Source organism: Chelatococcus reniformis (assembly GCF_014640075.1).
GTDB lineage: Bacteria > Pseudomonadota > Alphaproteobacteria > Rhizobiales > Beijerinckiaceae > Camelimonas > Camelimonas reniformis.
Genome location: NZ_BMGG01000004.1, coordinates 401,884 through 428,615, shown reverse-complemented (window position 1 = coordinate 428,615; position 26,732 = coordinate 401,884). Strand labels below are relative to the sequence as shown.

Below are 26,732 nucleotides of genomic sequence, written 5' to 3'. Positions count from 1 at the left end.
GAATGAGGCGCCCGCGGAGCACATGCCGGCACCGCCCCCTCACCCGGCCCTTTCCCGCATGTGGAGAGAGGGTGCAAAGTCACGCCCCGATCAGCGCCTCGATGCGGATCGGGAAACGGCGCACGCGCACCCCCGTGGCGTGCCAGACGGCGTTGGCGACGGCGCCGGCCGAGCCGGTGATGCCGATCTCGCCGACACCCTTGATGCCGAGCGCGTTCACGTGCGGGTCGTGCTCGTCGACCAGCACGGCTTCCAGCGAGGGCACGTCGGCGTTGACCGGCACGTGGTACTCGGCGAGGTCGGCGTTGAGGATGCGGCCCGAACGCCGATCGGTCACCGCCTCCTCGTGCAGGGCGAAGGACACGCCCCAGATCATGCCGCCGTAGAGCTGGCTCCGCGCCAGCTTGGGGTTGATGATGCGCCCGGCGGCGAAGGCGCCGACCAGGCGCGTGGCGCGGACCTGGCCGAGGTCGGGGTCGACCTTGACCTCGGCGAACACCGCGCCGTGCGCGTGCATGGCGTAGGTGGACTGGGCCGCCGGATCCGCCGTGCCCTGGCCGCGGGCCTCGACCTCGGCGAGACCGGCCCGGGCGAGAATCTCGCCGTAGCCTTCACTGCGGCTCTGGTCGTCACGACGGTGCAGGCGGCCGCCGCGCGCCACCACGCCGGCGTTGCCGGCGCCGAACAGGGGTGAGCGCTCGTCGCCCGTCGCCAGGTCGGCGAGCTTGGCGATGACCGCCGCGCCGGCGTTGTGCAGGGCCGTGCCGGCGGTGGCGGTGTGGGCCGAGCCGCCGGCGATGCCCGCATCCGGCAGATCCGACGTGCCGGCGCGGAACTCGACCTCGTCGATGCCGAGCCCCAGGCCGTCGGCGGCGATCTGGGCCAGCGCCGTCCAGGCGCCCTGCCCCATGTCGTGTGCCCCGGTCTCCATGACCCCGGTGCCGTCGGCACGGATCACGGCCCGCGCCTCGGCGGCGAACATCAGGGCCGGGAAGGTCGCGGTGCCCACGCCCCAGCCGACGAGGAAGCCGTCCTCGTCACGCATCTGCCGCGGCTCACGCGGCCGGCCCGCCCAGCCGAAGCGCTCGGCTCCCTGCGCGTAGCATTCGCGCAGCGCCTTGGAGGAAAAGGGCTTGCCGGTGATCGGCTCGACCTCGGCGTAGTTCAAGAGGCGGAAGGCCAACGGGTCCATGCCGCAGGCGTGCGCCGCCTCGTCGATGGCGCTCTCCAGCGCGATCGAGCCGGTCGCCTCGCCCGGAGCGCGCATGAACAGCGGCGTGCCGATGTCGATGCGCACCGCCTCGTGCGAGGTGGCGATGGCGGGCGCGGCATAGAGCGTGTGCGAGGCGTCGGCCGCCGGCTCGTAGAAATCGTCGAAACTGCTGGTCACCGTCTTGGCGTGGTGGGCGATGGCGGTGAGCCGGCCCTCGCCGTCGGCGCCGAGGCGCAGCCGCTGACGGGTGGGCGCGCGATGGCCCACGGGCCCGTACATCTGCTCGCGGCGCAGCACCAGCTTCACCGGCCGGCCGACCAGCTTGGCCGCCATGATGCCCAGCAGCTGCGGCCCGGAAATCATTCCCTTGGAGCCGAAGCCGCCGCCGAGGAAGGGGCTGCGGATATGGATGTGGTCCGGGGCGATGCCGAACAGCCCGGCGATGCGTCCCTGGGCCATGATGAGGCCCTGGCTCGGCGTATCGACGGAGAGGCGGTCGCCGTCCCAGGCCGCCACGACGGCATGCGGCTCCATGGCGTTGTGGTATTGCGCCGGCGTCTCGTAGGTCGCCTCGACGGTGAGGGGTGCAGCGTCCAGCGCCGCCTCCACGTCCCCGTGCGTCACCGCCGCCGGGTTGCCGATGCCGACGGCCGGCGGCAGGAAGCTCGTATCGCCGTCGAGACCGACGCGGGCTGGCAACGCCTCGTAGCGCGGCGCCAGCAGCGCGGCCCCTTCGGTCGCCGCCTCCAGGCTCTCGGCGATCACCACGGCGATCGCCTGGCCGGCGTAGCGCACCTGGTCGTTCTGCAGCAGCTCGAGCCGGAACATGAACGGGTTGGTCTTGGCGTCCGGGTCCTCCGCCAGCGGCGGCTTGTGGGCCGGCGTCATCACGTCGACGACGCCCGGGTGGGCCTTGGCGGCGGCGATCTCCAAAGCGGCGACGCGGCCGCGGGAGATGGCCGCGGTGGCGAGCACCGCATAGAGCAGGCCGGGCGGGTGGTTGTCGGCCGCGTAGCGGGCAGCGCCGGTGACCTTGAGGACGCCGTCGCGGCGGGTGAGCGGCTGGCCGCTGTTTGAGCCGTGGCGCTGGTGGGCCGGCGCCTGGCTGAGGCTGATCTCAGGCATGGGGGAGCGCTCCTGGCTGAGAAGCGAAAGGGGATGCCGGCAGGGCCGGCAGGCGCGCCGGAGTGCCGGCGGCGGCGAGCGTCAAGGCGCGCACGACGAGGCGGCGGGCGAGCTCGATCTTGAAGGCGTTGTCGCCGGAGGGCCTCGCCTCGGCCAGCGCCGCCTCGGCGACCGCCCGGAACGTCGCCGCGTCGGGCGTGACGCCCACGAGCAGTGCCTCGGCCTGCCGGGCCCGCCACGGCTTGGCGGCGACGCCGCCGAGCGCCAGCCGCGCCGCGCGGACCGTGTTGCCGGCGATGTCGATCGCCGCAGCGGCCGACACCACGGCGAAGGCATAGGAGGTGCGCTCGCGGACCTTGAGATAGCGGGCATGGGCGGCGAAGCGCGCGGCCTCCGCCGGCAGGCGCAGCGCCACGATCAGGTCGCCCGGCTCCAGCGTATTCTCGTGCGCCGGCGCATCCCCCGGCAGCCGGTGCAGGGCCTCCACCGGCACCTCGCGCCGCCCTGCCCGACCCTCGATCTCCACCACCGCGTCGAGCGCGACGAGCGGCACGCAGAAGTCGGACGGGTGGGTGGCGATGCAGGCCTCGCTCCAGCCCAGCACCGCATGCTGCCGGTTCTCGCCCTCACGAGCGTCGCAGCCGGCGCCGGGCTCACGGCGGTTGCAGGCACTGGCGATGTCGTAGAAGTAGCCGCAGCGGGTCTTCTGAAGCAGGTTACCGGCCACCGTCGCGGCGTTGCGCAGCTGCGCCGAGGCGCCCGACAGCAGCGCTTCCGCGACGGCCGGATAGGCCGCGGCGAAGGCCCGATCGTGGGCGAGATCCGCGTTGCGCACCAGGGCGCCGATGCGCAGGGCCCCGCCGGGCAGGCGCTCGATGCGGTCGAGCTCCGGCAGGTGCGTCACGTCGACGAGCCGCTCCGGCCGGGCGACGCCGCCCTTCATCAGGTCGAGGAGGTTGGTGCCTGCCGCGAGATAGGCCGCGCCCGGCTGGGCCGCCGCGGCGATCGCCTCGGGGATGGTCGCGGGCCTGACGTATTCGAAATTCTTCATGCCGCCTTCTCCCGCTCGGGCGCGGCGAGGCGCCGCTGCGCCTCCAGCACCGCCTCGGTGATGCCCGCGTAGGCGGCGCAGCGGCAGAGATTGCCGCTCATGCCCTCGCGGATGCGCTCGGGGTCGTCGCCGGCCTGGCCCTCCCCGATCAGGCCGACGGCGCTCATGATCTGGCCCGGCGTGCAGAAGCCGCACTGGAAGCCGTCGTGGGCGATGAAGGCAGCCTGCACCGGATGCAGCTCATCGCCATGGGCGAGGCCCTCGATAGTGGTGATGGCGGCTCCGTCGTGGCTCACCGCCAGCGCCAGGCACGCGTTGATGCGCCGGCCGTCGACGAGGATGGTGCAGGCGCCGCACTGGCCGCGGTCGCAGCCCTTCTTGGTGCCGGGAAGGTCGAGGCGCTCGCGCAGGAGGTCGAGCAGCGTGACGCGCGGATCGTCGAGTTCGACGTTCCGCGCCACGCCGTTGACGGCGAGGCTGATGGAGAAAGACATGGCGCTGCTCCGATCAGTGGTATCGTTTGGCAAAGCGGATTCGGCCGCGCGCACGGTCGTGCGCCGGGGGGCCGGCGGCTTTCAGGCGCGCCGGGAATGCTGGGAAACACGTAAGGGTCGGCGCGGATACGCGGCGTCGAGCAGGACAGGGCATGCGGCGTGCCCTACATGTTCAATATGCGGAGGTGGCCTCCGCTTTTCAAGATATGGAGAATGCCTCCAACTTGCAAGACGGAGGACGAACGATCCCGATGATGGCTCCCTCAGCCCAGGAACCTAGCGCCGAAGAGGCGGCGGCCAAGGGCCCCGAGCGGCCGCGCCGGCGGCGGGCCGACGCCGTGCGCAACCGCGAGCGTGTGCTGGCCGCGGCCAAGGCGGTGTTCAGCGCCGGTGGCACCGAGGCGAGCCTGGAGGCGGTGGCGCGGCAGGCGGGGGTCGGCATCGGCACGCTCTACCGCCACTTCCCGACGCGGGAGGCGCTCTACGAGGCGGTGTACCGGCGCGAGGTGGAGCAGCTCGGCGAATTGGCGGAAGCGCTCAAGGGCGAGCCCGATCCGGTCGAGGCCCTGCGCCGCTGGCTGCACTCCAACGTCGCCTTCGTCGCCACCAAGAAGGGCATGGCCGCGGCCCTCGCCATCGCCGCCCATGGCAAGACCGACCTCGCGGCCTTCTCCTACGAGCGCCTGACCACGGCCGTCGGCAGCCTGCTCGCCCGCGCCGCCGCAGAGGGCCGCATACGCGCCGACGTCGGCGCCGAGGACATCCTGAGGGCGCTGATCGCCATGTGCTACATGAACGACCAGCCCGGCTGGCAGGCGAGCGTGCTCAGACTGGTCGACGTGTTCGTGGATGGACTGCGGGTGCCGCCGAGGGGGTAGGCAGTCGGACGCCACGCTGCAGCCCAAGCTCCGGGAGCTCCGTCACAGCGGCTGTGAATCGGTGAGTGGATGGATGGTCGGGTCAAGCCCGACCATCCATCGACTTGAAAACGCGCCGTGCGGCTAACCTCGCCCGCGCGCAGCGCTCCCCTCAGGTCTTCGTCACGATCATCGAGGCGTTCTGGCCGCCGAAGCCGAAGGAGTTCAGCTGCAACGTGTCGACCCGCATCTCGCGGGGCTTCTCGATGACCACATCGAAGCGGGCCTCCGGATCCGGGTCGGTGGTGTTGCAGTTGAAGATGAAGCGGTCCTCGGCCATGCCGAGAAGCCCCGTCACCAGCGCCATGGCGCCGGAGGCGGCGCCGCTGTGGCCGATGTGCCCTTTGATGGAGGCGGCCGGCAGCGGCTTGGCGCGGTCGCCGTGCACCATGTTGATGGCGTTGATCTCGGCCGTGTCGCCCTTGGGCGTGCCGGTAGCATGGGCGATCAGCGCGTCCACCTGGCCGGCCTCGATGCCGGCGCTGGCCAGCGCCTTCTCCATCGCCCGCGCCTCCCAGCGCCCCGTGGGGTCGGGGGAGGAGGGGTGATAGGCGTCGGCCAGCGTGCCGTAGCCGCGGATGTAGCCGAGGATCCTGGCACCGCGGGCGCGGGCCCTGGCGCCGTTCTCCAGGATGAACATGGCCGAGCCTTCACCCACCACGATGCCGCGGCGGTTGGCATCGAACGGCAGCATGGCGCGGCGCGGGTCGGTGGCGGGCGCCACCATGCCGTAGAGGGTCGAGGTGTAGAACACCGCCGGCGTGAAGCCGGGATCGCCGGCGATGGTGAGGCCGCCGTCGGTCGCGCCGGCGATGGCGACGTCGACCTGGCCATAGTGGATCATCTGCGCCGCCTGGCCGAGGGCGTCGAGGGAAGCCGCGCAGGCCGTGGTCACCGTCAGGCTCGGGCCGTGCAGCTGATGCGCCATGGCGATCTGCGAGGCCGCCATGTTGGGGTAGATCTGGATCTCGGTCTTGCGCGGGATCGCGGCCGGGCCTTCCGTCTCCAGCTTGTGCTGGGCGAGTGTCAGGGCGCGCACGCCCCCCATGCTGACGCCGTGCACGATGGCGGTGCGCTCGGCATCGAGTGCGCCGAGGTCGGCTTCGGCCAGGGCCTGCTTGGCGGTGGCGAAGGCGTATTGGGCGAAGACGTCCGTGCCGTCGATGAGCTTGGGGTCCATCCAGTCGGCGGCGTTGAAGTCGTCGATCATCGCCCACCAGGCGTGCTTGCCGGGTCCGGCGTCCCAGGGCGCAGCGCGGATGGCGCATTCCCCCGCCATCATGCGCGCGTGGTATTCCTTCGGCGAACAGCCGAGGGCCGAGACGACCCCGGTCCCTACTATTGCGATGTCGAGCATCTCTCTCTCCTCGGGGTCATGGGCGCCCCGCCCGCCGAAGCGCCGCGGTCATGCGGCGGCGCCGAGCAGGGAGGCAGCGGCAAAGCGATGGTCGCGCAGCTCGTCGGCGCCGCCCGCCTGCACAATCTCGCCGCCCCGCAAGGCGACGTAGCGGTCGGCAAGGCCGGCGGCGAAGCGCACGTTCTGCTCGGCCAGCACCAGTGCCAGGCCGAGCGGCCGCAGACGGCGAATGGCGGCGGCGAGCTCGTCGAGCACGATGGGCGCGAGCCCCTGCGTCGGCTCGTCGAGCAGCAGCACGGCCGGACGCCGCGCCAGCGCCACGGCCAGCGCCAGCATCTGCTGCTCGCCGCCGCTCAGCATGCCGGCGGCCTGGCGGCCGCGCTCGGCGAGGATGGGGAACAGCCCGAGCAGCTCCGCCCGCATGGCCTCGCGCTCGCCGGCGGGCAGCAGGCGCAGGCCGAGCTGGAGATTCTCGTCCACGGTGAGCGGCGCGAACAGGTTGCGTCGGCCCTCCGGCACCAGCGCGACGCCCATGCCGGCGCGCCGCCGCGCCGGCGCCGCGTCGAGCCGCGTGCCGTCCAGCGTGATCTCGCCGGTGGACGTGACCAGCCCGGCGAGCGCGCCGAGCAGCGTGCTCTTGCCGGCGCCGTTGGCGCCGAGCACCACCAGGAACTCGCCGGGCGCGACGGTGAAGCCGATGCCGCGGCACACCTCGATGCGGCCGTAGCGGGCGGAAAAGTCGGTGACTTCGAGCGTCATGCGGCGGCCTCGCCCTGTTCGTCGCTCTCGCCCACGGCGCCCAGGTAGGAGCGCAGCACCCGCGGGTCGCGCGCAACGGTCTCCGGCGCCCCCTCGCACAGAACCCGCCCGGTCTCCAGCACCACGACGGTCTCACACAGGCTGCGCACCAGGGCGAAGTTGTGCTCGACGAGCAGGATGCCCACGCCGCGCGCCGCGACGTCGCGGATCTGCCGGGAGAGGGTCTCCTGTTCGGCCTGCGTCAAGCCGGCCGCCGGCTCGTCGAGCAGGATGAAGCGGGCGCCGGAGGCGATGCAGCGGGCGACGTCGACCATGCGCACCAGCCCCATGGAGAGCCTGCGCACCTCCGTGTGCCTGAGGTCCGCGAGCCCCAGGCCCTCGAGTACCGCGTCGGCCTCCTCGCGCAGGCGCCGCTCTTCGCGCCGGGCAGCGCCGAAGCCCGCGACCGAGCCCATGAACGAGGTCTTCGCCGAATTGAAGAAGCCACACAGCACGGCCGTGCGCACGTCGGCACCCTCGGCGATGCGCGGCGTCTGGAAGGTGCGGGCGATGCCGGCCCGCACCACCCGCTCGGCCGGGAGCCCGGTGATGTCGGCTCCGCCCAGGGTGACACGGCCGGCGCCGGGCCGGACGAAGCCGGTCATGCAGTTGAACAGCGTGCTCTTGCCGGAGCCGTTGCGCCCGATCAGCCCGACGATGCGGCCCGGCACCACGGTGGCGCCGACGCCGGCGAGCGCCTTGATGCCGCCGAAGGCGACCTCGATGCCGCTGGCCACCAGCGCATCCGCGGCCGCCGGGGGCACGGGTGTGTCGAAGGCGGGCCCGGTCATGACGCGGCCCGCGCAGGGAGCCCCGCGGCCGGGGCCGCGCGCCGGCCCAGGCCGCTGCGCGCGGCCCCGATGAGTTGCTCGCCGAGCCCCATCAGGCCCGTGCGCGCCACCAGCAGGATGACCACAAGCGCGAGGCCGTAGAACAGGCCCTGCAATTCCGCCGCCGGCAAGAGCCGCGTCAGGGTGTCGAACAGCACCGTGCCGATGATGGGCCCGAGCACGTAGCCCGCTCCGCCCACCACGGCCATCAGCAGCGCGGTGACCGAGATGTTGGTGTCCAGCGATTCCGGGCTGAGCACCGAGACGTAATGGGCGTAGAGCCAGCCGGCGATGCCGGCGATGGCGGCGGAGAGCGCGAAGGCGGCGCTCATGGAGCGGGCGACATCGATGCCGTCGGCGCGGGCGCGGGCCTGGTCCTGCTGGAGCACGTTGAGGGCGCGGCCGTGAGCCGAGCGCATCAGGTTCTCGTAGCCGTAGACCACGGCGATGACGAGCAGCCAGGCGAGCACGGCATATTCGAGCGGCGTATCGATGAAGCCGATGGCCGGAATGCCGGCGAAGCCGACATAGCCGCCGGTGAGATCGTCGGCGTGGCGGATGTAGATGGAGATGACCGAGCCGAGCGCCAGGGTGGCGAGCGCCGTCGCCAGCGGCGACAGCCGCGTCACCACCCGGCCGACGCCATAGGCCAGCACGGCCGGCAGCAGCATGGCGAGCACCAGGTCGGTGAACGGCGGCCAGCCCCAGCGGGCCGAACAGAGCGCAGCGGCATAGGCGCCGACCGAGGCGAAGGCGCCCTGCGACATGGTGAGGATGCCGGCCTGGCCGTAGCTGATGCCAACCGACAGCGCGAGCAGGGCGTAGACGCCGAGGATGACGGCGCTGTCGAGCCAGACGGGCCGGCTGGCGACGAAGGGCGCGGCGATCAGCACCGCGGCGATGGCGATCAGGGTGTTGCGATGGTTGGCCCAGAAGGTCATGTGCGATCTCCCGCCACGGTGGCGTCGCCGAAGCGGCTGGTGCCGAGCACGATGAGCAGGAACAGGAAGGGCACCATCGAGGTGACCATGCCCGAGGTGTAGCCGGCCGCCAGCGCCTCGGCGACGCCCATGGCGAGCCCTCCGAACAGCGCGCGGAAGGGATTGTCGATGCCGAAGACGATGGCGGCGGCGAAGCCGCTCAGGGTCAGTGACAGCGGCGCCGAATAGTCGAGCCCGGCGGTGAAGAGGATGAGCAGGCCGGCGATGCCGCCGAGCAGGCCGCCGACGAGATAGGTGCCCACCTGGATCAGCTCGACCGGGATGCCGGCGAGCTCCGAGCCCATGACGTTGACGGCAGCCGCCCGCATCATGCGGCCGAGTTGGCTGCGCTGGATGACGACATAGAGGATGGTGACGGCAACGAGCGCCGTCACCAGGTTCAGCACGCCCTGCGGGCTGATGCGGATGCCGGCCAGGCTCCAGAACTGGGAGAAGCTGTCGCGCACGAAGGATTGGGTGCCGTACTGCCACAACACCGCCGAGGCGAGCGCGGTGGCGACACCGAAGCTCGCCAGCGCATAGATGATGTGGTTGTGGCAGCCGAAGCGCTTCAGCAGCAGGAAGATCAGCGCCATGGCCGCCGAGCCGGCGACGGCGGCGCCGAGCCCGGCGGCGATGCCCAGCACCCCGCCGACGCTGGCCGCGACCGCGGCGGCGACGAGCGCATAGGCGCCCACGGCGAAATCGATGGTGCGCACGGTGCTGAACAAGAGGCTCATGGGCACCGCGAGCAGCACGTAGATCGAGCCGGCGAGCACGCCGCGCAGGATGAATTCGGAGAACGTCAACAAGCAGGCGCTCCGTGGCGAAGCATGATCTCGGAAAGTCGCGGTTTGGCTTTTTGGATGGATGGCCGGGTCACGCCCGGCCGAGACGCCGAGGGTATTGGCTTGTCCATCCCAGCCTCGTCATGGCCGGGCTTGACCCGGCCATCCATCCACTTTGGGAACACCTAGTCGAGCGTGCGCATCTTCTTGTCGCGGATCTCGACGATGGTCAGCGATGAGCCGTCCCAGCCGTCGTGATTGTCCGGCGAGTAGCAGATCTTGCCGCGGGCGTAGGACCGGAAGCCGCAGAGCCCTTCCAGCGCCGTGCGCATGCTCTCGCCGGTGATCTCCTTGCCCGCCTGTGCGTCGATGGCAGCGAGCGCGGCCAGCAGCCCGTTGGCGCCGACGATCTCGCCCCAGCCCTGGGGCACCTTGCCGTCCGCCTTGAGCAGGTCCGACAGCTCCTTCTCCTCGGCGATCGGCTCGAACGGCAGGTTGCCGATGCTCAGCGTCCGCAAGCCGTCTGCCTCGGGCCCGACATTCTCGGCGAACGAGCGCTGGGCGAGGCCGGCGTTGGCGTAGATCGGCTTGTCGAGACCGATCTGGCGGGCCGCCTTGAGGAACGACGTGCCCAGCGCCGCGATCGACACCTGGAGGAAGACGGTATCGACGCCGGCGTTGCGCAGGCGCGTCGCCTGGGCGGTCAGGTCGGTCGCCGAATAGGGGGCGCTCACCGTCTCCACCACCTCCAGGCCGAGCTTGGGCGCGATCTCCTTGGCGAGGTCGACGCCGGTCTTGCCGTAGGCATCCTCCTGGTACAGCACGCCCACCTTCTTGGCCTTGCTCTTGGCCATGTCCTTGAGGATGAACTCGATGCTGGTGGCGTCGTTGATGGCCATGCGGAAGACCCAGGGCCAGAACTCGTTCTTCCTGTCGCCGACCGCCATGGTGCCGGCCGGCGCGATGAGCGGCACCTTGAGGCGCGAGGCGATCGGCCCGGCGGCGAGGATGCCCGAGCCGGTGCTCGGCCCCACCACCACGACGACCTTGTCGTTATTGATCACCTGGGTGACGGCGCGCGCCGCCTCTGTCGGGTTGCTCTTGTCGTCGTGCAGCACCAGCTCGAACGGCCGTCCGCCCGGTGACTTGAAGCCGAGCTTCTTGGCCACGACGTTGATGGCGTCGCGCTCGGGCAGGCCGAACACCGCCGCCGGCCCGCTGAGGCTCAACACCGTGCCGATCTTCACCGGCGCATCGGCGGCCGCGGCCGCCAGCGGCAGCGCGAGCGCCCCGAGCGTGGCGCCAACGGCGGCGGCTCGCCGCCAGGACTTACACGTCGTCTTATTCATGAAACCCCTCCCGGATTGTTTGTCAGTATTTGCCGCTCTCGGCCGGCGGCTTGTTGCTTCACTGGACCATGGCCTTGGCTGCGGCGCGCACGCGCTCGCGCAGCTCCCCCTTCACCAGCTTGCCCAGGGCGTTGCGCGGCAGGCCGTCGACGAACTCGACGCGGTCGGGGCACTTGATGCGCGCCAGGTGTTCGCGGCAAAAGGCGATCAGTTCGGCCTCGCCGGCGGTGCCGCCCTCGCGGCGCACCACGAAGGCGTGGACCTTCTCGCCCCATTCCGGATCGGGGCGGGCGACGACGGCCGCCTCCGCCACCGCCGCGTGCCAGCCCAGCACCTCCTCCACCTCCTTGCTGGAGATGTTGTAGGCGCCGGAGATGATGAGGTCGCTCTTGCGGTCGACGATGTAGAGGAAGCCGTCCTCGTCCACCTCGGCGATGTCGCCGGAGTAGAGCCAGCCGCCGCGCACCGCAGCGGCCGTGCGCTCCGGATCGTTCCAATAGCCGGAGAACAGGAGCGGGCCGCGGAAGATCACCTCGCCGGCTTCGCCCGGCCCGACATCCTCGCCGGCCTCGTTCACCACGCGCACCTCGCAGCCGTAGATCGGGCGGCCGCAGGAGGCGAGCTTGCGCCCGTCGCCCTCGAGCGCGGCGCGGTGATCGGCCTTGGTGAGCCCCACGGCCATGGCCGAGGTCTCGGTCATGCCGTAGCCCTGCAAGAGCACGTCGCCGAACACCGCGCACAGCTCCTCGACGCGCTGGCGCGGGATCGAGGCGGAGCCGTAGCCGATCGTCACCAGGCTGGAGACGTCGAAGGACGGCACGGCGCCGCTGTCGAGGATGCGGATCAGCATCGTCGGCACCAGGAAGCTGTGGGTGATGGCCTCGCGCTCCACCTCGGCGAGCCAGCGCTCGGCGGAGAAGCCGCGCGCGTCCGACAGCACCACGGTGGCGCCCATCATCCAGGCGGGGACGTAATAGCTGTTCACCGAGGCGATCGAGTTGTGGGGGTAGACCATGAGCAGCCGCGAATCGGGCTTGAGCTCGCAGTGGATCACCGCCACCGGCGCGTAGACCATCGGCTGGCGCTGCTTGAAGTGCACGCCCTTGGGCGTGCCGGTCGTGCCGCTGGTGTAGATGACGAGGAAATCGTCCTCCTCGGTGGTGTCGATGCCGGGGTCGGTGGGCTCGTAAGCGGCAATCCAGCGCTCGTAGTCGGAGGCCGCGGCGGTGCGCGGGTCGTAGCGCACCACGCGGGGCCCGGTGCCGGTGTCGATGCCCGCCACGGTGCCGGCGAACTCCTCCTCCACGATGACCACCTTGGCGCCGCTGTGGTCGAGGATCTGCGCGACCTCGCGCGGGGACAGGCGGAAGTTGATGGGCACGTGGGCAAAGCCGCCCTTGGCCGCTGCTCCCAGCGCCTCCACCGCCTCGGCGGCATTGTTGGAGATGACGGCGACCCGGTCGCCGCGGGCGACGCCCGCGTCGACGAGGGCGCGGGTGAGGCGGTTCACCCGCTCGTCGAAAGCCCGGTAGGTGAAGCGCCGCGCGCCCGAGACGAGAGCGAGCTTCTCCGGCCGCCACTGCGCATTGCGCCTCAGCCAGGTGGCGATGCTCATGCGCGCTCACCCGCGACGAGAGCCGCCCACGCAGCACTGCCCTCCGGCGACCCGACCGCCGCGCCGACCCTGTCGACCCGCCCCTTCATGCGTCCCTCACCCCTCGCGCAGGCCTTGCATGGCCGCAGCTTTATGAGCACGTGCTTAGCCAACATAAGCACGTGCTTAGTAAGCTTATGGAGGTGCGCGGCGATGTCAAGTCGTCTAGCCTCGCGCCGTTGCGCCGCGCCCGGCCAGGGCGCGGCCATTCCCCGTGGACCCCGCGCGTTGTTCGCACCGTTGTAAAAGTCGAGATGAATCAGCCTGCCAAGCCTACCGATGGCGCGAGCGTCCGCTCTCTCAAGCAGCGAGACACCTCCGGCACGGATGTGATCTCGTTCATCGAGTCGATGAACCAGGGCTTTACCGCCGATTTCTTCGGGCCGCCCCGGCACAATTCGGTGCGCCGGCTGGTCATCTCGGCGATCGAGAATTTCGCCGCCAAGGGCTATCACGCCACGACGACGCGCGACATCGCCCGCGGCGCCGACATGTCGCCGGCCGCTCTCTACGTGCACTTCTCCAGCAAGAAGGACCTGCTGTTCAAGCTCACCATGGCCATGGCCTCGGCCATGATCGACGACCTGCGCCGGGCGGCGGCCTCCACCGACGATCCGACCGCGCGCCTGCGTGCCCTGGTGATCAGCTACGTGCGCTGCAACGCCTACATGCACACCGCCGTGCACGTGGCGACCCTGGAATACCAGGTGCTCGACGACGAGCAGCACCGCGTGATCGACGCGCTCGGCACCCAGGTCAACGGCGTGCTCGACGAGTGCCTGCTCACCGGCCGCGCCCAGGGCGTGTTCCACTTCGCCAATGTCACCGTGCTGCGCACGGCGATCCTGTCGCTCTGCGTCTCCGTCTCCGGCTGGTTCTCGGCCAAGGGGCCGATCACGCCGGAGGAGATGGGCGAGGAGTATGCGCGGCTGGTGCTCAGGATGGTGGTGAACAACGGGCAACCGTGAGGGTATGTGGGGCAGTTTGACTCCGCTCGGGAAGGGGTGTTTTCGGCACCTTCTCAGTTCCGGCCCGCATGTCCATTTTCAATGACGGCGGTATGGAGTCCTTTCAGCGGCGCTTGTCGTCACGAGGGACCGATGAAGTGGAGAAGAAGAACTCTGGACGAGAGCGCGAGCATGATCCGCGGAGGGAGTTCGGCGGGGTCGCTGACGTTCTGCGCAAGATCCTTGCTGCGAAGTCACTAAAGCTACGACGAAATAGTTGGTCAGCAAGCTCGACCAATCAAAGGGTAGCCAAATCCTGTTTATGGACCATGAGAATACTCTAGAGTCAGAACCTATCAATTCCGACAGGATCGAATGACGGCGATGAGCCCCGAACTGCATCCGAAATGTGATTTGCCAATGCTCGCTTTGGCCGAACGCTTCAAGTCCAAATGACCCCGCTCCGAGTCCGCAACGGATGTAGCCCGAGCTTTGGGCTGCCGAAGACAGGCCCTAAAAACCCTTCTTGCCGCGCGAACTAGTTGCCAATTTCTCAACTAGTTCATCAGTGATAGGCTTGCTTAACGAGAACGTAACTCCGGTCTTGCTTGCCTTGAGTTTCAAAGAAGCGATCTCGTCAGCATGAGCGGCGATTGCCCCCGGGTCAACGTAGAGACCACATTGGTTACTAAAGGCAGCATAGCCCGCGATGATCGTTTCTTCGATCTGAAATCCGGGCATATCGTACTTAATGACCTCTTCGGCGTCTGGTAGCGCCCGCGATAGCTGTGCACGCAGTTGACCCAAGATGGCGCGAAACTGCTCCGGTGCGGCGGCTATATAGGCGTCATGGTTATCCTTCTTCGTCATCATGACAGTATGCATTTCAGCATGTCCAAAGGCAACAAATGGGGCGCTAAAGTTCTTGACGCCGCTGTGTGTCTCGGCGCTCCTACTACCCGAGCGGGCGCTGCCGCCAAGACCTATGCCGTCCACTGATGATGATATCCCATTCGAGGAGCGACATCACTCGCCCGCTTGCACGGCTGCCCCTCAATAGTGCGGCGGCGTGATCACCCACACCACCTTGGTCGGCTGCTCGCCCGGGTTGGCGCAGCGGTGCTGCTGGTTGCTGTCGAAGGAGAAGCTGTCGCCCACCTGGAGGCGAAAACTCTTGTCGCCGATCCACAGGTCCAGCACGCCCTCTATGACGAGGCCGGCCTCGGCGCCGTCGTGGCTGTAGAAGTCGCTGTCGGAGCCGGGGGCGATGGTGCTGAGCAGGAGCTCGAGCGGGCCGTTGAGGTTGGGCGACAGCAGTTCCTCGCGGATGCCGGTGCCGGTGAACGACATCTTGCGGCGCCGGTGGGCACGCACGATCAGGTCGCGCTCCTCGGCCGGGCCGAGCGTCTCGGGCTGGAAGAACCAGCTCATCTGCACGCCCAGCAGGTTGGCGATCTTCTTGAGCACGCCGATCGGCAGCTTGGAGCGGTTGCGCTCGATCTGGCTGAGATAGCCGGTGGAGATGCCGGCGCCCTCGGCCATCTGCTGGAGGGTGAAGCCCTTGATCTTGCGCAGGGCGCGGATCTGCTCGCCGATCTGGGTGTCGTCGCCGCCCTCCTCGGGCGCCGGGTCGAGGACGCCGGCGGCGGTCTCGGACTTCATCGACGACTCGGTCATGGCGCGGCGTCTCTCGGCTCGTGCGGGAGGGCGGCGCGGCGGCCGGCCCGGTCCGCCTCCGTGGATAGCCGATCGGGGCGGCGCCCAACAACCGACCCGTGCGGTGCGGATACCCCGGAGCGGGCGCGCGCCGGCGCCGGGCTGCCGCATCGGGCGCCATCGCGGCGGCGCCCCGGCGGCGGCGGCGCGCCGGTCGGCCCGCCGCCGAGCCCCGTGGCATCAGTCACTTAGGTCCGCTCTCCCGGGTAAAATTTTCCGCTGGCACATATAACAGCGGGCTGGCGAACATTTAATCCTTCACGTTCGTGAAAAATTATGTTCGAATTTTACACATGCAAGGTGAAGCCGCCCCGCCCCTTCTGAGCGTCCAGGCCATCGAGGCCGGGTACATCGACGGCGTGCGGGTGCTGGACGGCATCAGCCTCGAGGTCGGGGCGGGCGAGATCGTCACGCTGCTCGGCCGCAACGGCGCCGGAAAGTCCACGGTCATCCGCGTCGTCTGCGGCCTGCTCAAGCCGGGCGGCGGCAGGGTGCGCTTCGGCGGCGCCGACATCACCGGCGCCGATCCCGCAGCCATCGTGCAGGGCGGCATCGCGGTGGTGCCGGAGGGGCGGCGGGTCTTCGCCTCGCTCAGCGTGGAGGAGAACCTCACCATCGGCGGCTTCGCGCAGCGCCGCTCGTTCATTCCCCGCCCGTCACTCGAGCGCATCTACACCGCCTTCCCGCGCCTCGCCGAGCGGCGCGGCCAGCGCGCCGGCACGCTCTCGGGCGGCGAGCAGCAGATGCTGGCCATGGGCCGGGCGCTGATGGCCGAGCCGCGCCTGCTGCTGCTCGACGAGCCGTCCATGGGGCTGGCACCGATGCTGATCGAGCAGGTGTTCGACATGGTCAACACGCTCGCCATGGCCGGCATGACCATCCTGCTGGTGGAGCAGAACGCCAGCGCCGCGCTCGACATCGCCGACCGCGCCTACGTGCTGGAGCGCGGCCGCATCGTGCGGGCGGGCGCCGCCGCCGTGCTGCAATCGGACCCGGATATCCGCGCCAGCTATCTCGGCGTCGACTGATCGAACCAAGCCGCGGCAAGCGGCGCTCACGAAGGGGAAGCTGCCAGATGCTCCGCGCGACACCGAGATCGATGAGGCCGCCCATGGCCTCCGCCAGAGCCCTCACGGCGGCGGCTGTGGCCCTCGGCGCCAGCCTGGCGGGAGGGGAAGCCGGCGCCAAGGACATCAAGGTCGGCTACTTCTGCCCGCTCTCCGGCCCGGTCGCCGTCTACGGCAACGAATCCCTGGAGGCGGCGCGCTTCGCCCTCGACGAGATCGCCAGGAGCAAGATGCTCGGCGACGCCACCATCAAGCTGATCCCGGCCGACACCGCCGGCAACCCCGGCCAGGCGGCGCAGGCGGTGCAGCGCATGATCGACGCCGACGAGGTGACGGCGGTGTTCGGCGGCTGCACGAGCCCGGAGACGGCGGCGGCGATCGAGATCACGGAAGCCGCCCAGGTGCCGCTGCTGTCGCACCTGGCGCAGGACACCTCGCTCACCCAGAAGGGCCACAAGTACTTCGCCCGCATCTCGCAGACGGCCAAGACCTTCTCGGCCAATGCGGCGCAATGGCTGCTCGACAGCCACAAGGCCAAGTCGGTCACCATCCTGGCCCGCAACGACAACTACGGCCAGTCGCTGGCCGACGCCTTCGAGGCCCGGGCGAAGGAGCTCGGCGTCAAGGTGGCCGGGCGAGTCGCCTATGAGCCGAACGGGCGCGAGTTCAAGCCCATCCTGGCCGGCGTCGCCGAAGCCAAGCCCGATTTCGTGTCGATCCTCGGCTTCTACACGGATACCGGGCTCATCGTGAAGCAGATGGGCGAGTTGCAGATCAAGATCCCGACCTTCGCCAACACCTCGCCGGCCATCAAGCAGTTCCGCGAGATCGCCGGCCCTGCGGCCAACGGCGCTTACGGCGCGCTCTACTATTTTGCCGGCTCCATCGACACCGAACGCGGCAAGGATTTCGTCAAGAACTGGCAGGCCAAGTTCGGCCGGCCGCCGACCCAGTACGAGGGCATGGGCTACGACGGCATCTACGTGCTAGCCGACGCGATCAAGCGGGCGAACGCCGCCGGCAAGGCGACGCCGGAGGGCATCCGCGACGCGCTGCTCGCCACCAAGGATTTTTCGGGCGCCACCGGCCCCATCACCATCCAGCCCAACGGCGACGTCGAACGCCCGCTGCCCTTCGTGCAGTTGGACGGAGACGCGCTGAAGCTCGACTTCCTGATGAAGTGAGCGGGACCCGTGGCGCTGCACAGAGATGTCGATGCCGGTCCTCGATGTCGGGCGGGGCATGAGCCTGAAGGCCCCCTCACCCCTCCCTCTCCCCGCATGCGGGGAGAGGGAGCGCAGCGGCCCGGTCGGCTCCGTCGGGTCGACGCTCTTGTTCCATCGCCTGAGCGGCCGGTCAGAGGCATGACGGGAACATGAGTTTCGTGATCCAGCTGATGAGCGGGCTCGCCATAGGCAGCATCTACGGGCTGGTGGCGGTCGGCTTCAGCATGATCTACCGCGCCATGGGGCTGGTGAACTTCGCCCAGGGCGACATGATGATGGTCGGGGCCTTCCTCGGCTACACCGTGCTCGCCACCTTCGCCGGGGCGCCCTTCTGGCTCGCCATCGTGGGCGCCATGCTGGGGGCGGCGGTGCTGGGCCTCGTCATCGAGCGCCTCGCCTTCCGGCCCAGCGTCAAGCGCAAGGCCGATCAGGTCTACCTGGTGCTGCTGACGCTCGGCATCGGCATCGTGCTGTCGAACGGCGCGCGCCTGATCTGGGGCGCCAACCCGGTCGTCTATCCGACGCCGCTGACGCACGAGATCGTCGTCGTCGCCGGCTATCCGCTGCCGGCGGTCTACCTCTACATCGCCGTCGTCACGCCGCTGCTGCTCGCCGCGCTGCACCTCTTCTTCACCCGCACCTGGCTGGGGCTGGCGCTGCGCGCGGCGGCGGACGATCCCGAGACCGCGGCGACCTTCGGCATCCGCGCCGGCCTGACCTCGTCGGCCTCCTTCGCCATCGCCACCGCCATCGGCGCGCTCGCCGGCGTGCTCTACGCGCCGATCGCCTTCGTGTCCTTCGACATGGGCGCCATCGGGGTGAAAGCCTTCGCGGCGGCCGCGCTGGGCACGCTGGGCAGCATCCCGGGCGCGGTCATCGGCGGCTTCATCATCGGGCTGGGCGAGACCTTCGGCGGCCAGCTGATCGCCACCGAATACCAGGACAGCATCGCCTTCGCGATCATGATCGCCGTCCTCATCCTGCGACCGACCGGCCTGATGGGAGCTCGCTCATGAGCCGGCAAGAGGCGCAGGCGAAACCTATGGCGCAGGCCAAGCCCTTAACCCAGGCCAAGCCGCTGGTCGGTGCGCTGCCCGGGCCGCGCTCCCGCGGCGCGGCGCGCCCCGCCGGCCGCGCCTGGCGCCCGACCGAGACCCAGCGCGACTGGCTCGTCTTCGCCCTGGTCATGGCGGTCGCCTGGCTGCTGCCTGTCTCGCTCGGCGGCTTCGCGCTCTACCTCGGGCTGATCGTCGCCTTCCATGCCATCGCCGCGCTCGGCCTCCAGCTGATGGTGGGGGTCGCCGGCCAGCTCTCGCTCGGCCACGCCGCCTTCATGGGCATCGGCGCCTATGCCACCGTCATCCTGGAGAAGCGCTTCGGCCTGTCCTTTCCCCTGGCGTGCCTGGGCGCGGTGGCGCTCACAACGGCGGCCGGCCTGCTGATGGCGCAGCTGATTCGCCTCAACGGCGTCTACTTCAAGATCGCCACCTTCGGCTTCGGCGTCATCGTCCACCAGATCATCGCGAACTGGGTGTCGTTGACCGGCGGCACGGCCGGCATCACCGGCGTGCCGCCGCTCACCATAGCCGGCTACGCACTGCGCACGCGGCTCGACCTGTTCATCGCCGAGATGGTGGCGCTGACGCTGGTCTACGCCCTGCTGCTGCGGCTGAGCCACGGCCGCATCGGCCGGGCCTTCCGGGCGCTCGGCCAGAACGAGACGGCGGCGCGCAGCGTCGGCATCCCCACCGATGCCTACCGCATGATCGCCATCACCCTCGGCTGCGCCGCCGCCGGGCTCGCCGGCTCGTTCATGCCGCACGTCTTCCGCTTCATCAGCCCGGAGAGCTTCACCTGGCACGAGTCGGTCGTGCTGCTGATCATGATCACCGTCGGCGGCCTCGGCAGCCTGCCCGGCGCCATCGTCGGCGCGGCGCTGCTGGTGGTGCTGCCCGAGTACCTGCGCGACTTCGCCCAGTACAAGATGCTGGCCTACGGCGTCCTGCTCATCGCCTCCATGGCGCTGATGCCCCGCGGCGTCGCGGGCCTCCTCGCGGACGCCGCCCGGCGCCTGGGACGGCGAGCGTCATGACCACCGCTCCCCTGCTCCGGCTCGACGGCGTCAGCCGCCGCTTCGGCGGCCTCGTCGCCGTGCGCGAACTCGACATGACGGTCACGGCCGGTGCCATCCACGGCCTCATCGGTCCCAACGGCGCCGGCAAGAGCACCGCCTTCGATCTGGTCTCCGGGCTGACGCGGGTAAGCGCCGGGACGGTCCACTTCGACGGCCGCGACGTCACCGCCGCCCCGGCCGAGCGGCGGGTGGCGGCCGGCATCTGCCGCACCTTCCAGACGCCGCGCCTGTTCGAGGCGATGACGGCGCTGGAGACGGTGATGACCGGCTGCCACCGCACGAGCCGCTGTGGCTTCCTGGCCAGCATCCTCTCGGTGCGGGGCAAAGCCGCCGACGAGGCCGCCATCCGCCGCCGTGCCCACGACCTGCTCGCCCTGGTCGGGCTCGAGCGCGCCGCGGACACCCCGGTGAGCCAGCTCTCCTACGGGCCGCGCCGGTTGGTGGAGATCGCCCGCGCGCTTGCCACCGGGCCCAAGCTGCTGCTGCTCGACGAGGTGGCGTCGGGCCTCAACCCGGTCGAGACGCAGTTCGTCGCCGACCTCGTGCGCACCCTCGCCGCCGACGGCCTCACGGTGGTGCTGGTGGAGCACGACATGCGCTTCATCCTCGGCATCTGCGAGCGCGTCACCGTGCTGAACTTCGGCACCCGCATCGCCGACGGCACGCCCGCCGAGATCGTCGCCGACCCCGCAGTCATCGCCGCCTACCTCGGCGAGGCGCGCCCGGACGCCGCCTCCCGGCGCGACCTGCGCCACGCCGCCCGCGCGGCCGCTCCCCAGGACCTGCCTTCATGACCAGACTGATCGGCGTCGACATCGGCGGCACCAACACCGACCTGATCTATGTGGATGCTGCGGCCCGCAAGCTCGTCACCGCCAAGGTGCCGACCACGGCGGAGAACCAGGCCCTCGGCCTCGTCGAGGGCATCGACGCGCTCGGCGCCGATCTCTCCCACGTCGACCTGCTGATCCACGGCACCACGGTCGCCACCAACGCTGCCATCGAGCGCAAGGGCGCCCGGTGCGGGCTGATCACCACCGCCGGCTTCCGCGACGTGCTGGAGCTGCGCCGCCGCGACCGGCCGCACACCTATGGCCTGCGGGCCGAGTTCGCGCCGCTGGTGCCGCGGCGCTTCCGCCGCGAGGTGGCGGAACGGATGAGCGCCGAGGGCGAGACCCTCGTGCCGTTGGACGAGGCGGGCCTCGCGGCCGCGGCCCGCGAGCTCGCCGGGCTTGGCTGCGAGGTCGTTGTCCTCGCCTTCCTGCACGCCTACGCCAACCCGGCGCACGAGCGGCGAGCGCGCGAGGTCGTCGCCGCGATATGGCCGAACGACTTCATCGTGCTCGCATCCGACGTGCTGCCGGCGATGCGCGAGTTCGAGCGCACCAGCACCGCCGTCATCAGCGGCTACGTGCAGCCGCTGATCGGGCGCTATTTCGACAGCCTGGGCGAGAAGCTCGCCGCCGGCGGCCTCGCGCGCGAGCTCCTGGTGGTGCAATCCAACGGCGGGGTCATGGCGGCGCCCGTCGCCACGCGCTTTGCCGCCAACACGATCCTGTCCGGACCCGCGGCAGGCGTCACCGCCGCGGCCGCCATCGCCGGCGAGCTTGGCCTTGCCGACGCCGTCTCCTGCGACATGGGCGGCACCAGCCTCGACATCTGCGTCATCCGCAACGGCCAGCCGCCGCTGACCCAGCAGAAGGCGGTGGACTTCGGCATCCCCATCGCCCTGCCCATGCTCGACATCGACGCCATCGGCGCCGGCGGCGGCAGCCTGGCGCGGATCGACAAGGCGGGCCTGCTCCAGGTGGGGCCCGAGAGCGCCGGCTCGAGCCCCGGCCCGATCGCCTACGGCAAGGGCGGCACCGTGCCCACGGTGACCGACGCGAGCCTGGTGCTCGGCCTGCTGCAAACCGGCAACGCCATCGGCAAGGGCGCCGGCGCGGCGCTCGACAAGGCGACCGCGCGCGCCGCCATCGGCGCGCAGGTCGGGGAGCCGCTGGGGGTGAGCGCGGAGGCGGCGGCCGAGGCGATCCTCACCGTCACCGGCGCCAAGATGGCCGGCCACGTGCGCCGCAAGCTGCTGGAGCGCGGCCTCGACCCGCGCGACTTCTCGATGATCGCCTTCGGCGGGGCGGGACCGCTGCACGCCAACCGGCTGCTGCGCGAGATCGGCCTGAAGAGCGCCGTGATCCCGATCTACCCCGGCATCACCTCGGCCATGGGCTGCATCCTCGGCAACCTGCGCCATGACTTCATGCGTACGGTCAACGCCGCGGCCGCCGGCATCGACGCGGCTGGCCTCGCCGCCATCTTCGGCGCCCAGGCGGACGAGGGCCGCATCATCCTCCTCGACGAGGGCGCGACCGAGGTCGACATCGAGACGCGCTTTAGCGCCGACATGTGCTACCGCGGCCAGTCCAACGTCATCCCGGTCGCCTTCCCGCCCGGCGCGCCGCTCACGTGGGAGGCCATCCACGCGGCCTTCGACGACGCCTATCGCGAGCGCTTCGGCCGCCTGCTCGACGGCGCCGAGGTGGTGCTGGTCAACGCCCGCACGACGGTGACGAGCGGCGCCGGCCTCGCCTCCATCGCCGGCCTCATCCGCCTGCCGGACGGGCCGGCGCCGGCGCCGCGCACGAGCGAGGTGTTCTTCGCCGGCACCTGGATCGAGGCAGCGCTGCACGAGCGGCTGGCGCTGCCCGCCGGCACCGTCGTGCCGGGCCCGGCGCTGCTGCTCCAGCCCGATTCCACCACCTTCGTCGAGCCGGGCTACGCCGCCAGCGTCGACCCGACCGGCCACATCATCCTCGCGGTGCAATCATGAACGTCGCCAAGCCCGTCGCCGGTGCCACCCCCGCGCCCACGACGGTGCGGGCCGTCGATCCGATCACGCTCGCGGTGCTGCGGGGCGCCTTCGAGCAGGTCGCCGAGGAGATGGACACGGTACTGGCGGCCTCGGCCGTCTCGCCCGTCATCGCCGACGCCTGGGACCGGGCGAGCGGCATCTTCCATCCCGCGACCGGTGAGGTGATCGCCCAGGGCTCGACCGGCCTGCCGATCTTCATCGTGGTCATGCAGCACACGGTGCAGGAGGTGCTGAAGAGCCACCCGGCCGACACGATGAAGCCGGGCGACGTGTTCATCGTCAACGACCCCTACCGGGGCGGCACGCACACCATGGACGTCAAGTTCGTGCAGCCGTTCTTCAAGGACGGGCGCCTGCTCGCCATCGTCGCCAATACCGGCCACTGGCCCGACGTGGGCGGCATGACGCCGGGCGGCTTCACCCCGGTCTCCACGGACATCTACCAGGAAGGCCTGCGCTTTCCGCCGGTGCGCCTCTACGACGGCGGCAAGCTCAACGAGGCGCTGGTCGAGGTGATGCTCGCCAACATGCGCGTGGCCGAGGACCGGCGCGGCGACATGGCGGCTCAGCTCAACGCCCTCGACCTCGGTTGCCGGCGCCTCGACGAGTTGTTCGGGCGCTACGGCGAGACGCTGATCTTCGCCGCCATCGACGAGCTCAAGGCCCGCTCCGAGCAGCTCATGCGCCAGCATATCGCCGAGATCCCGGACGGCACCTACCACGTGCAGGACTGGATGGATTCGGACGGCGTCGACCCCGACCCGGTGCTGATCGACCTCGTGATGACGGTCGCGGGCTCGGAGATCACTTTCGACCTCTCCGGCTCGGCGCCGGCCTGCCGCGGGCCCTTCAACGCGCCCTATTCCAGCACTATGAGCGCGCTGATGATCGGCGTGAAGCACGTCTTCGTCGACGTGCCGATCAACGCCGGCTGCTTCGTGCCGTTCAAGATCGTGGCGCCAGTCGGCAACATGTTCAACCCGCTGCCGCCGGCGCCCGTCTCCGGCACCACCACCGAGACCTCGCAGCGGCTGGTCGGCGCCACCATGGCGGCGCTCGCCCAGGCGGTGCCCGATCTGGTGCCGGCCGGCGCCTTCGGCACGGGCACCAACATCGGCATGGGCGGGTACTCGCCGAGCAAGGGGCGCTACGCCACCATCTTCTTCTTCGGCGGCGGCTACGGCGCCTATGCCGACCAGGATGGGCTGACCAACGGCTCCGCCGTCATCTCCGCCTCGCGCAACTCCTCGGTCGAAGTGCTGGAGCAATCGGTGCCGATCCTGTTCACGCGCTACGCCATGCGCGAGGGTTCGGCCGGGGACGGCGCGTTCCGCGGCGGCTTCGGCGTCGAGATCGACTTCGAGCTGCGCGACGGCGACGCCTACCTGACGCTGGTGGCCGACCGCGGCCGCTTCGCGCCGCAGGGCGTGGCCGGCGGCGGCGAAGGCGCCAAGGCCGACCACTGGTTCCACACCGGCGGCCAAGCTTTCCAGACCGAGCACCTCACCAAGATCGACCGGCTCTACCTCAAGCCGGGGGACGGCGTGCGGCTGAAGACGCCGGGCGGCGGGGGCTACGGCGATCCCGCGGCGCGTGACCCGGAACTGCGCCGGCTCGACGAAGCCGACGGCCTCACCGAGGGCTGAGCTGCGGCTTCCCACCCTTCCGCACGACATGCGACGCCGCGGCCCGGCCACGGCCTACTCTCAGGATGATGCGAATGGCACTCCTTCCCCAACGCGCCCAGGTGGTCATCGTCGGCGGCGGTATCGTCGGCTGCAGCGTCGCCTACCACCTCACGCGGCGCGGCCTGACCGATGTCGTCCTGCTGGAGCGCAAGCAGCTCACCTCGGGCACCACCTGGCACGCCGCCGGCCTGGTCGGCCAACTGCGCGCCACCCACAATCTGACCCGCCTCGCCCAGTACACCACCGAGCTTTACGCGGGGCTGGAGGCCGAGACCGGCCAGGCAACGGGCTTCCTGCAGATCGGCTCGCTGGCGCTCGCATCGAATGCTGAACGGCTGGAGGAGCTCAAGCGTGGTGCGTCCATGGCCCGCTGCTTCGGGCTCGACGTCAACGTGCTGACGGCGGAGGAGGCCCTGGCCCTGTGGCCGATGATGCGATCCGACGATCTCGCCGGCGCCGTGCACCTGCCCAAGGACGGCCAGACCAACCCCGTCGACACCACCCAGGCCCTGGCCAAGGGCGCGCGCGGGCGCGGCGCGCGCATCATCGAGCAGGTGCGCGTCGACGACATCGTCGTCGAAGGCGGCAGGGCCGTCGGCGTGCGCACCGCGCAAGGCGACATCCAGGCCGACATCGTCGTCAACTGCGCCGGCATGTGGGCGCGCGACCTCGGCGCGCGGGCCGGCACGACCGTGCCCCTGCACGCGGCCGAACACTTCTACGTCGTCACCGAGCCGATCCCGGGCCTGCCGCCGCACCTGCCGGTGCTGCGCGACGCCGACAGCTGCACCTACGTCAAGGAAGATGCCGGCAAGCTCCTGGTCGGCTGGTTCGAGCCCGTGGCCAAGCCGTGGGGCATGGACGGCATCCCCGACGGCTTCTCCTTCGACAGCCTGCCCGACGACCTCGCCCACATCGAGCCGCTGCTGGAGGCCGCCGTCCGCCGCGTACCGGCGCTCGGCAGCGCCGGTATCCAGCTGTTCTTCAACGGCCCGGAGAGCTTCACGCCGGACGATCGCTACCTCCTGGGCGAGACGCCGGAGGTGGAGGGGCTCTACGTCGCCGCCGGCTTCAACTCGATCGGCATCCAGTCTGCCGGCGGGGCCGGCAAGGTGCTCGCCGACTGGATCGTCGACGGCCATCCGCCCATGGACCTGTGGGACGTGGACGTGCGCCGCATGATGCCGTTCCAGCGCAACAAGCGGTACCTCAAGGACCGGACGGTCGAGTCGCTCGGCCTGCTCTACGCCATGCACTGGCCGTTCCGGCAGCCGGAATCGGCGCGCGGCGTCCGCCGCTCGGCCGTGCACGACCGGCTGGCGGCGCGCGGCGCCTGCTTCGGCGAGGCCGCTGGCTGGGAGCGCCCGAACTGGTACGCCCCGGCGGGGGAGCGGGCCGAATACCGCTACACCTACGGCCGGCAGAACTGGTTCGCCCACGCCGCGGCGGAGCACCGCGCCGCCCGGGAGGCGGTCGCCCTGTTCGACCAATCCTCCTTCGGCAAATACGTGCTCGAGGGCCCCGACGCCGAGGCGGTGCTGAACCGCATCTGCGCCAACGATGTCGCGGTGCCGGTGGGCAAGATCGTCTACACCCAGTGGCTGAACGCGCGCGGCGGCATCGAGGCCGACGTCACCATCACCCGCGAGAGCGAAACGCGCTTCCTCATCATCACCGCCGCCGCCACCCAGACGCGGGACCTGGCCTGGCTGAAGCGCCACATCCCCGAGGGGGCGCAGGCCGTCGCGGTGGACGTGACCTCGGGTTACGCCGTGCTGGGCGTGATGGGCCCGCGTTCGCGCGCGCTGCTGTCGGCACTCACCGACACGCCGCTCGCCAACGCCGCCTTTCCCTTCGCCACTTCGCAGATGATCGAGCTCGGCTATGCTGAGGTGCGCGCCAGCCGCATCACCTACGTGGGCGAGCTCGGCTGGGAGCTCTACATCCCGACCGAGTTCGCGCAAGGCGTCTTCGATGTCCTCATCGAAGCCGGCCCTGCCTTTGGCCTCACCTTGGCCGGCTACCACGCGATGAATTCACTGCGCATGGAGAAGGCCTACCGGCACTGGGGCCACGACATCACCGACGAGGATACGCCGCTGGAGGCAGGGCTCGGCTTCGCCGTGGCGTGGGACAAGGCCGGCGGCTTTCTCGGCCGCGACGCCTTGCAGCGGCAGCGGGAGGCCGGCCCGAGGCGCCGACTGGTCAATCTCGCTCTCGATGATCCCGGCAAGCTGCTCTACCACAACGAGCCGATCCTCAAGGACGGCACCATCGTCGGCCGCATCACCTCGGGCATGTTCGGCCACACCGTCGGCACCGCCCTGGGCATGGGCTACGTCGACGGCGGTGGCGAGCCGATCAGCCCCGCCTTCGTCGCGAGCGGCGGCTGGGAGGTGGAGATCGCCGGCGCGCGCGTGCCGGCGCGGGCCTCGCTCAAGCCGTTCTACGACCCGGCGAGCCGGCGCGTGAAGGACGCGGGCGATGCGGCGGTTTCGGCTGCGGCGGCGTAGGCCGCTGTCACCGAGC

General features: G+C 70.4%; 22 protein-coding genes. 10 read left to right on the top strand and 12 right to left on the bottom strand.

What is annotated here, in order from left to right:
• Positions 1–79 precede the first annotated feature (79 nt).
• The 3 genes from IEW34_RS13000 to IEW34_RS12990 are packed head-to-tail and all read right to left on the bottom strand — an operon-like array spanning position 80 to position 3,883.
• Positions 80–2,338: a xanthine dehydrogenase family protein molybdopterin-binding subunit gene (locus tag IEW34_RS13000; RefSeq protein ID WP_188609609.1), complete on the bottom strand. Its 2,259-nt coding sequence runs from the start codon at positions 2,336–2,338 to the stop codon at positions 80–82.
• Positions 2,331–3,389, bottom strand: coding sequence for an FAD binding domain-containing protein (locus IEW34_RS12995; RefSeq protein WP_188609608.1), 1,059 nt, complete (start codon positions 3,387–3,389; stop codon positions 2,331–2,333). The genes IEW34_RS13000 and IEW34_RS12995 overlap by 8 nt, the downstream gene beginning before the upstream one ends.
• The gene (locus IEW34_RS12990) at positions 3,386–3,883 is read right to left on the bottom strand and encodes a (2Fe-2S)-binding protein (protein WP_188609607.1); all 498 of its coding nucleotides are present in this window, start codon (positions 3,881–3,883) and stop codon (positions 3,386–3,388) included. The genes IEW34_RS12995 and IEW34_RS12990 overlap by 4 nt, the downstream gene beginning before the upstream one ends.
• Positions 3,884–4,137: 254 nt before the next feature.
• Here IEW34_RS12990 and IEW34_RS12985 point away from each other — a divergent pair, with 254 nt between their 5' ends.
• On the top strand, positions 4,138–4,761 hold the full coding sequence (locus tag IEW34_RS12985) for a TetR/AcrR family transcriptional regulator (RefSeq protein ID WP_373288246.1): 624 nt from the start codon (positions 4,138–4,140) through the stop codon (positions 4,759–4,761).
• Positions 4,762–4,912: 151 nt separating this feature from the next.
• Here the strand turns inward: IEW34_RS12985 and IEW34_RS12980 are convergent, their stop codons facing one another.
• The 7 genes from IEW34_RS12980 to IEW34_RS12950 all read right to left on the bottom strand — a co-directional run bounded on the left by IEW34_RS12980 (position 4,913) and on the right by IEW34_RS12950 (position 12,517).
• Complete coding sequence (locus IEW34_RS12980; protein ID WP_188609605.1) at positions 4,913–6,157, bottom strand: beta-ketoacyl-[acyl-carrier-protein] synthase family protein; 1,245 nt, start codon at positions 6,155–6,157, stop codon at positions 4,913–4,915.
• A 48-nt stretch (positions 6,158–6,205) separates the two neighbouring features.
• Complete coding sequence (locus IEW34_RS12975) at positions 6,206–6,916, bottom strand: ABC transporter ATP-binding protein (protein ID WP_188609604.1); 711 nt, start codon at positions 6,914–6,916, stop codon at positions 6,206–6,208.
• Positions 6,913–7,746: an ABC transporter ATP-binding protein gene (locus IEW34_RS12970; RefSeq protein WP_188609783.1), complete on the bottom strand. Its 834-nt coding sequence runs from the start codon at positions 7,744–7,746 to the stop codon at positions 6,913–6,915. Before IEW34_RS12970 ends, IEW34_RS12975 begins: the two co-directional genes overlap by 4 nt.
• Positions 7,743–8,726: a branched-chain amino acid ABC transporter permease gene (locus tag IEW34_RS12965; RefSeq protein ID WP_188609603.1), complete on the bottom strand. Its 984-nt coding sequence runs from the start codon at positions 8,724–8,726 to the stop codon at positions 7,743–7,745. Before IEW34_RS12965 ends, IEW34_RS12970 begins: the two co-directional genes overlap by 4 nt.
• On the bottom strand, positions 8,723–9,577 hold the full coding sequence (locus IEW34_RS12960) for a branched-chain amino acid ABC transporter permease (RefSeq protein WP_188609602.1): 855 nt from the start codon (positions 9,575–9,577) through the stop codon (positions 8,723–8,725). The genes IEW34_RS12965 and IEW34_RS12960 overlap by 4 nt, the downstream gene beginning before the upstream one ends.
• A 161-nt stretch (positions 9,578–9,738) precedes the next feature.
• Entirely contained in the window at positions 9,739–10,902 is a 1,164-nt protein-coding gene (locus IEW34_RS12955) for an ABC transporter substrate-binding protein (RefSeq protein WP_188609601.1), read from the bottom strand.
• 58 nt (positions 10,903–10,960) lie between these two features.
• Positions 10,961–12,517, bottom strand: coding sequence for a class I adenylate-forming enzyme family protein (locus IEW34_RS12950; protein WP_188609600.1), 1,557 nt, complete (start codon positions 12,515–12,517; stop codon positions 10,961–10,963).
• 293 nt (positions 12,518–12,810) lie between these two features.
• Here IEW34_RS12950 and IEW34_RS12945 point away from each other — a divergent pair, with 293 nt between their 5' ends.
• A complete protein-coding gene (locus IEW34_RS12945) occupies positions 12,811–13,524 on the top strand; it encodes a TetR/AcrR family transcriptional regulator (RefSeq protein WP_188609599.1) in 714 nt (237 codons plus the stop codon).
• A gap of 492 nt (positions 13,525–14,016) precedes the next feature.
• On the opposite strand, the gene IEW34_RS12940 is transcribed toward IEW34_RS12945, so the two are convergent.
• Together IEW34_RS12940 and IEW34_RS12935 are read right to left on the bottom strand one after the other, a co-directional pair.
• Positions 14,017–14,376: an iron chaperone gene (locus IEW34_RS12940; protein WP_244641950.1), complete on the bottom strand. Its 360-nt coding sequence runs from the start codon at positions 14,374–14,376 to the stop codon at positions 14,017–14,019.
• A gap of 180 nt (positions 14,377–14,556) precedes the next feature.
• Complete coding sequence (locus IEW34_RS12935) at positions 14,557–15,165, bottom strand: helix-turn-helix domain-containing protein (RefSeq protein WP_188609781.1); 609 nt, start codon at positions 15,163–15,165, stop codon at positions 14,557–14,559.
• 347 nt (positions 15,166–15,512) lie between these two features.
• Between IEW34_RS12935 and IEW34_RS12930 the strand changes: the two genes are divergently transcribed.
• The 8 genes from IEW34_RS12930 to IEW34_RS12895 all read left to right on the top strand — a co-directional run bounded on the left by IEW34_RS12930 (position 15,513) and on the right by IEW34_RS12895 (position 26,716).
• On the top strand, positions 15,513–16,247 hold the full coding sequence (locus IEW34_RS12930) for an ABC transporter ATP-binding protein (RefSeq protein WP_188609598.1): 735 nt from the start codon (positions 15,513–15,515) through the stop codon (positions 16,245–16,247).
• A gap of 83 nt (positions 16,248–16,330) precedes the next feature.
• Positions 16,331–17,470 (top strand): ABC transporter substrate-binding protein, encoded by a 1,140-nt coding sequence (locus tag IEW34_RS12925; RefSeq protein ID WP_188609597.1) that lies wholly within the window; start codon positions 16,331–16,333, stop codon positions 17,468–17,470.
• A 191-nt stretch (positions 17,471–17,661) separates the two neighbouring features.
• Positions 17,662–18,528: a branched-chain amino acid ABC transporter permease gene (locus tag IEW34_RS12920; protein WP_188609596.1), complete on the top strand. Its 867-nt coding sequence runs from the start codon at positions 17,662–17,664 to the stop codon at positions 18,526–18,528.
• Positions 18,525–19,604 carry a branched-chain amino acid ABC transporter permease gene (locus IEW34_RS12915; protein WP_188609595.1) on the top strand — a complete coding sequence of 360 codons (1,080 nt, stop codon included), beginning with the start codon at positions 18,525–18,527 and terminating at the stop codon, positions 19,602–19,604. The genes IEW34_RS12920 and IEW34_RS12915 overlap by 4 nt, the downstream gene beginning before the upstream one ends.
• Complete coding sequence (locus tag IEW34_RS12910; protein WP_188609594.1) at positions 19,601–20,440, top strand: ABC transporter ATP-binding protein; 840 nt, start codon at positions 19,601–19,603, stop codon at positions 20,438–20,440. The genes IEW34_RS12915 and IEW34_RS12910 overlap by 4 nt, the downstream gene beginning before the upstream one ends.
• Positions 20,437–22,473 (top strand): hydantoinase/oxoprolinase family protein, encoded by a 2,037-nt coding sequence (locus tag IEW34_RS12905; protein ID WP_188609593.1) that lies wholly within the window; start codon positions 20,437–20,439, stop codon positions 22,471–22,473. The genes IEW34_RS12910 and IEW34_RS12905 overlap by 4 nt, the downstream gene beginning before the upstream one ends.
• A complete protein-coding gene (locus tag IEW34_RS12900; protein WP_188609592.1) occupies positions 22,470–24,161 on the top strand; it encodes a hydantoinase B/oxoprolinase family protein in 1,692 nt (563 codons plus the stop codon). The genes IEW34_RS12905 and IEW34_RS12900 overlap by 4 nt, the downstream gene beginning before the upstream one ends.
• Positions 24,162–24,235: 74 nt before the next feature.
• The gene (locus IEW34_RS12895; RefSeq protein WP_188609591.1) at positions 24,236–26,716 is read left to right on the top strand and encodes a GcvT family protein; all 2,481 of its coding nucleotides are present in this window, start codon (positions 24,236–24,238) and stop codon (positions 26,714–26,716) included.
• The last annotated feature ends 16 nt before the right edge of the window (positions 26,717–26,732 follow it).